7 protein-coding genes and 2 pseudogenes are annotated in these 6,776 nt (G+C 25.5%); all 9 read right to left on the reverse strand.

All coding sequences use genetic code 11. The annotated features are described in order from the left end of the window. Window positions 1-407: 407 nt before the first annotated feature. A complete protein-coding gene (locus Q3304_RS19385; RefSeq protein WP_219674155.1) occupies window positions 408-791 on the reverse strand; it encodes a BlaI/MecI/CopY family transcriptional regulator in 384 nt (127 codons plus the stop codon). Window positions 792-822: 31 nt separating this feature from the next. After that, complete coding sequence (locus tag Q3304_RS19390) at window positions 823-1,212, reverse strand: BlaI/MecI/CopY family transcriptional regulator (RefSeq protein ID WP_407814981.1); 390 nt, start codon at window positions 1,210-1,212, stop codon at window positions 823-825. Between the two features lie 816 nt (window positions 1,213-2,028). Continuing rightward, window positions 2,029-3,318, reverse strand: a complete 1,290-nt coding sequence (locus Q3304_RS19395; protein WP_054272105.1) for an ABC transporter substrate-binding protein — start codon at window positions 3,316-3,318, stop codon at window positions 2,029-2,031. 296 nt (window positions 3,319-3,614) lie between these two features. Continuing rightward, a complete protein-coding gene (locus Q3304_RS19400; RefSeq protein WP_167640270.1) occupies window positions 3,615-4,130 on the reverse strand; it encodes a hypothetical protein in 516 nt (171 codons plus the stop codon). A gap of 359 nt (window positions 4,131-4,489) precedes the next feature. After that, window positions 4,490-5,326: pseudogene (locus Q3304_RS19405) on the reverse strand (N-acetylmuramoyl-L-alanine amidase). Continuing rightward, the gene (locus Q3304_RS19410) at window positions 5,323-5,757 is read right to left on the reverse strand and encodes a phage holin family protein (protein WP_407814980.1); all 435 of its coding nucleotides are present in this window, start codon (window positions 5,755-5,757) and stop codon (window positions 5,323-5,325) included. Before Q3304_RS19410 ends, Q3304_RS19405 begins: the two are co-directional and overlap by 4 nt. A gap of 67 nt (window positions 5,758-5,824) precedes the next feature. Further along, window positions 5,825-5,995, reverse strand: coding sequence for a hypothetical protein (locus Q3304_RS19415; RefSeq protein WP_169470570.1), 171 nt, complete (start codon window positions 5,993-5,995; stop codon window positions 5,825-5,827). A gap of 11 nt (window positions 5,996-6,006) precedes the next feature. Continuing rightward, window positions 6,007-6,354 carry a hypothetical protein gene (locus tag Q3304_RS19420; RefSeq protein WP_407815467.1) on the reverse strand — a complete coding sequence of 116 codons (348 nt, stop codon included), beginning with the start codon at window positions 6,352-6,354 and terminating at the stop codon, window positions 6,007-6,009. Window positions 6,355-6,374: 20 nt separating this feature from the next. Next, a pseudogene (locus tag Q3304_RS19425) lies at window positions 6,375-6,776 on the reverse strand (hypothetical protein); the annotation flags it as partial.

Genomic DNA, 6,776 nt, shown 5'->3' on the forward strand with positions numbered 1-6,776 from the left:
TAGATATTATTACTTATTAGAAGAAATGGACAAAGAAGCATGTGAAAATATAAGTAAAATATTATTCAAATAATGATCAGCTAAATGCCATTTTAAGTACTTTTTTTATTAGTCAGTTAAATATCAGCAATATAGATAATAAAATCTACTTATAAAACACTTGAATTTACTATTATTTAATAAAATTTATAATTATTTACTCTTTGTTGTTGACATTAGTACTATACCATATCTTTATTTGTAAATGTTGTTATTCCAATATATTCATATCTTTTTATATGCTTTTGTCAGTTAAATGTCAGCAAAACATTTTATACACAGTATTTACATAAGTTTTCCACAACTTATCCCCAATATTATCCACAGAAAAAAAGGTAGCACTTATATTAGTCGCTACCTTTCATTTATTAATCTTCATCCTTCCAACTTTTTATCCAGTCCCCTATTTCTGTTATTTTGTCTTCTGTTATTTCTTCTCCATCATGTAATTTTGAAATAAGTTCTGATAAAGGATTGTTATGTAAACCTCCAAAGATTCTTTTACCTTCCAGTTTTAGATATTCTTTTTCTTTCACTAATACTGTATAGTGTACATGTTTTCCAATTCTTTGAGAGATTAAAAAACCTTTTTTAGTTAACCTTGTTAAAAGCGTAATTGTAGTTGTATGTTTCCATCCATATATTTTTTCTATCTCATCTGCAACATCTTTCGATATTACAGTTTTATAACTTGAGTTCCAAATAAACTTCATGATTTTTAGTTCTGCATCTGGTAATTTCTTATTTATCATAATATATCCCTTCTTTCTATAAAACTCAAACTTATCTTTTTATCATATCTTTTATATTTGTTATGAATTTTTTAAATTTTTCTTCTATCATTTGATTCCTTCTATGTATAGTTGTAAATATTCGAGTAAAAAAATCATCATCTATATTTATATTTTTTTCTTCTCTTATAGCGTTTAAATATTCTTTTTTAGTTACTAGCACCTCATAATTAGATTTAAAACTCACTATTTTCTTTTTTAATACTTTCATCTTTACTAATCTTTTTAGGAGAATTTCTGTAGTACTTTTTCTCCATTTATACCTTTCTTGCATTGCCGAGATTATTTCTTTTTTATATAGAATAGACTTTTTCCTCCACATATATTCCATTAACAATAGTTCCCCTCTACGCAATTTAGCCATTACCTCTTGTTGCTCCATTTGTATGTCACTTCCTCATTTAGTCTAACTTAAACTAATAATAGGAGCTTTTTAACACAAAAACTACAGGTAAAATTTACCATATGTTCTACTATTTTAGTTTGTTTTTATATATAAAAAATATTATTCATATCTGCAAATTTATTCAACTTTCAAACACATATGTTGAATAATAACTAGTTGTATTATATTGTTTTAATTGTAGAATAATACTAAATTGGTAAAACTAAAGGAATTTAGTGGCATAAATATTTATTAAATAAGACTTGTAAAATGAATTATAAGTTATATTGGTAAGTTATCAAAAACATATACTCTTTTGGTTTTGTGAAAGTTTTTTAGGTGGGCAATAATATCTATATTTAAAAATAAATTGTATGGATATACACATATATTGACTGCTTATACTTATAGTTCATATGGTTATTATAATTTTATAGATACACAGTTATATAGATTTTGTTTTCTATAGAATCTTTTTTAGTTTTATCTACTTTATAAATATGAGGGGTGATATAAATATGTTTTAAGACTTACACACTAAAAAGAGTAGTAAATAACAAACAACTAGAAATAACTCGAAGTTTTGACTTAGACAATCTTATTTGTACTGCAACAGAAATATTAGAAGAAAATGAGATTGATTTAATAATTATTGATGAAGTAAACAATGTTGTTTAGAAAAGTAAAAAGCACTCCCGCTCATGAGAATGCTTAGTTACAGATATAGAAGTGTACTGCGAATACACTTCTATTTTTTTATTATATCATATAATTTATGTTGTTAAAAAGACCTATTTAATTCGATTTTAAAGGCTATTTAGAAATATTCTTGATAGTTTTTTTAGAATATCTATCTTTTATTTCTTTAAATCCATCTTCAATACTTATTTTTCCATTAATAATATTGGGTATAACTTCTCTTTGTGATTGTTGATAATTAACATAATCATTAAATAATATAAATTCGTTTTTGTTTGCATATCCTGGTTTATCTGGATATAAAATATTTGGATTTTTTAAGTTATAAAAATCTCTACACTTATCAAGAATTTCCTTATCAACATAACTAACAAATGGATACATCCCAAATAATCTACCATCAACACCTTTATTAGCAAATTCCTTACTAAGAAAATGATTTAATATTTTTAGTGCATTTTCTTTGTTAGAAGCGTTAGCAGGTATTGATATATCTGTAGTGTTTAGATAAATTTTATCTTTAAACCCTTTATAAGAAGGAATTTCAAAAACTTTATATTTACCCATAGAATCTTTATAATTCATTATTTCAATTCCTTGAATAAATTTCATAGCTATCTTGTCATCAATAAACATATCAGATGTATTTATTGTTTTATGTATACCATAATCTTTATACAAATTCATAAAAAATGTAAATACATCCATCCATTTATCATCACCATAAATAGTTCCTTCTGATTTTACGGATAAATTAAATGGTGTTGTTAGAACTTCAAAATCCTGAAAAAAGCTTTCTGTACCATTCATACCTAATGACAAAGGATAAATATCACTAATATTATTATCTTTTATTGAACTTTTAATATCCTTTAATATTTTTAAAACATCTTGCCAAGATCTTATTTCGTTTGGAATAGGTACATTTAACTTTTCAAAGAGATTTTCATTTATCATAATAAAATTTGATGAAAAATATGGTGAAATAAAATATATATTACCATTACCTATTTCCTTGGATTTATCTATTATTGCAGGATAAATGTTGTGTGTATCTATATAATTATCTAACTTTAATAATTTTTCACCTTTCATAGAATCTCTTAAATATTCATTTGGAATATCTAATAGTAAATCAATGTTATTATTATTATTTAATTTGTTTATTAATTGAACTTTAGGATATTCCCAAAAATCATGTTCTTCTGAAATTTCATTATCATCTATAACATAGTCTACTTTTAGATTTATATTTAATTCTTTTTTTAAATAATTTTTTAAAGTGTCATAACTAGAAACTTCACTTTTATACAAAACTAATCCATTTATACTTTCTCTATTTTGAGAAAATATTAATACTGAACATATGAGTAATGCTCCCAATAATATAGTCAATTTTTTCATATTCATGCCCCTATTTTAAAAAATAATCCTTAATTTAAGCATATATATTTTTCTGAATTTTATAATTAGTATATATTCAGTACAAATAATATCAATAATTATGCATATAACACTTATCCTGATACTTAGTGACACTATTAGAAGTGTTTATATTAATAATTTATCTAAGCTTCAATATAATTATTATTAATCTGTTTAGATAATAAATTTTAAATAAATAATAATACTATCCTTTGAATAAAGAGGCTTCTTTACATTTGGATAAGCCTCTTTATTATTAAATATTTTATTGTATTTTAGTAACGATAGTTAAATTGACCTGATGCAGATTGTACTGGTGCATTTGGATCATCAAATGATAAATTATAATAGTTAGCTAATCTAAGTCTACGGTCAGACCCAACTGTATCATTGTGAGCCAAATCTATAGAAAGATTTCCATTATAAACTCCTGTTCTAGTTACATATTTTAGTTTTGAACCTTGTTTTGTTGTTATTTGATATTGTACGCCTGTTGAAGCTGTAGCTGTCTTAGTTCGTTGATAGCCATCTATTATTTTTTGGCGTCCTGTTGATACAAATGCACCTGATTGAGTATAATTCTTAAATTCCCCTGAATACTTATAAGTATACGTTCTAGGTTCTGCGCTACGTGTTGTTGGGCTTACATTTAATTCTAAACCTTGATAAGGTAATTCTCCTGTTTCTGGAGAGTATGTATTTTCTTCATCTGCATGCCCAATTAAAATACTTCCCCCAACCATTGATATCATTGCTGCTAATGTAATTATCCTTTTTGCTTTTTTAAACATAATAATATGTCCCCCTTTTCCTCTTTTAATTATAATTTTCTTAATTATATCATTTAATTTTTATTTTTCAAATTCTATATTTAGACATATTTTCATTTTTTTTTCATTCTATAATAATAAAGTGAATTGACGAAATATTTATATTATAAATACTACAAATGTACAGTCTAAAATTATATTTTATCAATGAAACCATATTCTATTTGCATAAAATATAATTTTTTTTACAATTTTTAACAAAAGAAATATTTATAAAATATTTTTTTAATTTTTTATTCATGTTAATGATCCTTCTCTTCAAATTCATTTTTTCATATTTTCCAATAATAATTTTTTCTCAGTTTTTTATTTCTGATTTCTTATTTGATAAAATCTAACGCCTTATAAAGTGTATCAAATCTATCATTACCTTTTATCATTGTATATTTTTCTTTGGTTATAGAACTTATCTTATTACATGCTCCTCCACCTACAACATATAAATTCTCTGTCTGACCTGGTACGTAATCTTTTATATCACATATTAATATTTTTCCATCATTATAACCCCAACCAACTACAGTTGCAGGGATTTTATCAACCTCTCCATCATAAACTATTGTATGTTTGTACATTTGCTTAACTCCCTCATTACTTATATTTTTATTCAATGTACCTTCTACAATTAGCTTAGCAATACCTTCATGCCCAAACTTCTTAGCTTTCTCATAATCATCTTTATTGTCACAAAAGAAACTTTCTATTAATATTGCTGTAGGTTTGGAACTATTTAAAATATATAAACTTTTATCTAATTTAGCTCCTCTGTTACCTACTTCTTTACCTCCTTTTTTTCTTATGAAAGGTTTAGATAGTTTATCTACTACTCTTTGTGCATATTCTTTCCCTTTTTCACTATAGTAAAATACTTCTGTTCCAAAAGCTCCTACGCCACTTGAATTTAAATGTAACTCTATAAGGAAGTCATATCCTCCACTATTAACTTTAGGTATTTTATAAGACTTTTCCTCGTTCTTAGTTTTAAACTGCTTTTCCGGACATATGATTACATCTACCTTATGTCCTTCTTTTCTAAATGTATCTGCTAATACTGGTGCAAGAGATTTATTGTATTGATATTCGTTAATCGCTCCATCAGCAGAAGTACATGCTCCATTTTTTTAAATACTATGTCCTACTACAATACATACCTTCATTGTTTATTACCTCCTTTAACATTCAATTCATCTGTCATTGTATCTAGTAAATTTCCTATTTTCTCTTTTAGTTTTTTGGGAACTGGTAATCCACATAGGTACATATTTTTTAATATACTTACACTTTCATACAAAATGAATAAAATAGAGAAAAATTCAGATATTCCAAGATGATTTAATCTCAAAAAATCAATCCATTCTTGTGGTAACATAAATAAAAAGTTAAACTTTGTAAGTATGTCAACTACTGCTAGAAAAAATATACATGCTATCATTGCAACTTTTCTTATTCCTCCATTTATACCAAAAGAGCTATTAAACTGATGTGTTTTTATTGCTCTTAGACATCCTAAAAGAGTATCAAAAGCTATTGCTAATATTACTAACTTTATAAATATATTTGTTGCTAAAAAAACTATTGTTATATTCATACATCCTCCTAATTTTGTATTAAAATAGGACTTAGAATTATCTAAGCCCATAAAAAAAAGAACCTATTTAAATTGTTGGTTCTACTGGTGTTTCTTCTTTGTTTAATAAACTTGTTAACTCTAAATATTGCTCCTCTGTAATTCTGTTTACTGCATAGAATACGTCCATCTTATGTTGCAAATCCTCTTTGGTACTATAGTTCTTTTGTTCTATCATTAATTTTAATAAGTTATACATATTAATTCCTCCTAGATATTGTTGTTTAATTTCATATTTACTACTTCAAAAGCTGTGTTTACTATCTCACTATCTCTATTTTTGTTTTCTTCTTTTAACATACTTAGTTCTTCTTCTAATGCTTTTAATCTCTTTTGTTCATCTGTTAAAATGACTGGTATATCTTTTAAAACAAGTTCTTTTGTGATTGGATTTATAGATTCTATATGTTGTTTATTATAGTCTATACTTCCATATTCAACATCTAAGTAATGTAGTTCGGTTATTGTATCATGACCTGACACATCTCCTGTTGTTTCACCTGTTTGAAGTATTATTTTTCCGTCTTGATTATAAATTATTCTATTCCCTCTTTCCATTTTAATTACCACCTTTCGCATTATTCATAAGCATACCACACAAAACTTTCTCCAACTTTGCAATGATATATGTCATCACTAGTATTAGTGCGTGTGTCATGATAAGTACGTAAAACAAAATTACTACTATCAACACTTAAAACAAACATATGAGCAAGAAAATAATATTCATTACTTCTATTAACACGACCAACAGAAGTAAATTTATTTAAATTATTAACAGCATAAAAATCTGAGCCATAACTACCATCATAAAGGGTAATTTTTTCAACAATAATGAGACTAGGGATGAAATTTAAATTAATAGGAACAGTAAGACTTCTCGCATAGTTACTACCAGCCGAATATCGTGAGTAAAAATTGTCATAATCATTTTGAATAAAAGTATAAGTACCACTAGCCCACTTTTTCCTTTGACTAAG

Origin of the sequence: Clostridioides sp. GD02377, assembly GCF_045899875.1 — a bacterium.
Classification (GTDB): domain Bacteria; phylum Bacillota; class Clostridia; order Peptostreptococcales; family Peptostreptococcaceae; genus Clostridioides; species Clostridioides difficile_A.

Bases quoted from the DNA above. Each gene is read 5' to 3' on its own strand.
- Q3304_RS19385 (WP_219674155.1), bottom strand. From the start codon at position 791: ATGATAAATAAGAAATTACCAGATGCAGAACTAAAAATCATGAAGTTT.
- Q3304_RS19390 (WP_407814981.1), bottom strand. From the start codon at position 1,212: ATGGAGCAACAAGAGGTAATGGCTAAATTGCGTAGAGGGGAACTATTG.
- Q3304_RS19395 (WP_054272105.1), bottom strand. From the start codon at position 3,318: ATGAAAAAATTGACTATATTATTGGGAGCATTACTCATATGTTCAGTA.
- Q3304_RS19400 (WP_167640270.1), bottom strand. From the start codon at position 4,130: ATGTTTAAAAAAGCAAAAAGGATAATTACATTAGCAGCAATGATATCA.
- Q3304_RS19410 (WP_407814980.1), bottom strand. From the start codon at position 5,757: ATGAATATAACAATAGTTTTTTTAGCAACAAATATATTTATAAAGTTA.
- Q3304_RS19415 (WP_169470570.1), bottom strand. From the start codon at position 5,995: ATGTATAACTTATTAAAATTAATGATAGAACAAAAGAACTATAGTACC.
- Q3304_RS19420 (WP_407815467.1), bottom strand. From the start codon at position 6,354: ATGGAAAGAGGGAATAGAATAATTTATAATCAAGACGGAAAAATAATA.